Source organism: Bradyrhizobium sp. 61, assembly GCF_023073075.1.
Classification (GTDB): Bacteria; Pseudomonadota; Alphaproteobacteria; order Rhizobiales; family Xanthobacteraceae; genus Bradyrhizobium; species Bradyrhizobium barranii.
In genome coordinates this window covers 1-711 of record NZ_JADPIU010000073.1, presented here as the reverse complement: position 1 = coordinate 711, position 711 = coordinate 1, and the positions used below count along the sequence as shown (strand labels likewise).

The 711-nt window shown below is 60.1% G+C and carries 1 pseudogene; it reads left to right on the top strand.

Annotation, left to right across the window (positions count from 1 at the left end):
* Positions 1-213 (top strand): annotated as a pseudogene (locus IVB46_RS27810) (complex I NDUFA9 subunit family protein); the annotation flags it as partial.
* Positions 214-711 lie beyond the last annotated feature (498 nt).

The following is a 711-nucleotide window of genomic DNA, read 5'->3' as shown; positions in this document are numbered from 1 at the left end:
GTGCCCCGACTGGTTCCAATCCCGTTTGCCGCCTGGAATGCACTTGCGTGGGTCTCCGAAATGTTCCCAAGCCCGCTCCTCACGCGCAATCAAGTGGAACTGATGCAAATCGACACCGTGTCATCGCCGGAGTTGCCTGGATTTGCTGAACTTGGGATTTCGCCGCAGTCGGTCGAGGCGATACTCCAAAAGATGTTGTCGAATTGCGGGTGAAGGAGGCTGCTCGGTTAATCCGTTTCAACGGCTGACGGTTCAGCGCGACATCCGCCCGCACTCAGCCACTGGATGTCCGAGAGGGATCAAATGCGCCGTTTTGAGCCCAGGCCGGCCACTTCCGTTGATCCCTGATGAGCAGATGAGCCGGCATGTCTCCAGCCTCTGCACAAAGGCGGAAGTGATCCCGACTCGCGGCGTCGCGAAACGGCGATTGTGCAACACATCGAGAATGGCTCTGTTAAGCCGCTTCCTTGCACAAGGGGAGTGGCCGCCGCGCCGGCCCCTCCCCATTTTGGCTGCGCTGGGGACGAGCACGTCCTCGTGTGCCATCGGAGACGGGCAATGACCATAAGAACCTTTTGCACGCTTGCCGCCGCCATCTTTGCCCTGATCGCGCTTCTGCAGTTGATCCGGATTGTGATGGGGTGGTCCGTCACCTTGAATGGCGTCGATGTGCCGTTCTGGGCGAGCTGGATTGCCGTCACCGTGGCGGGC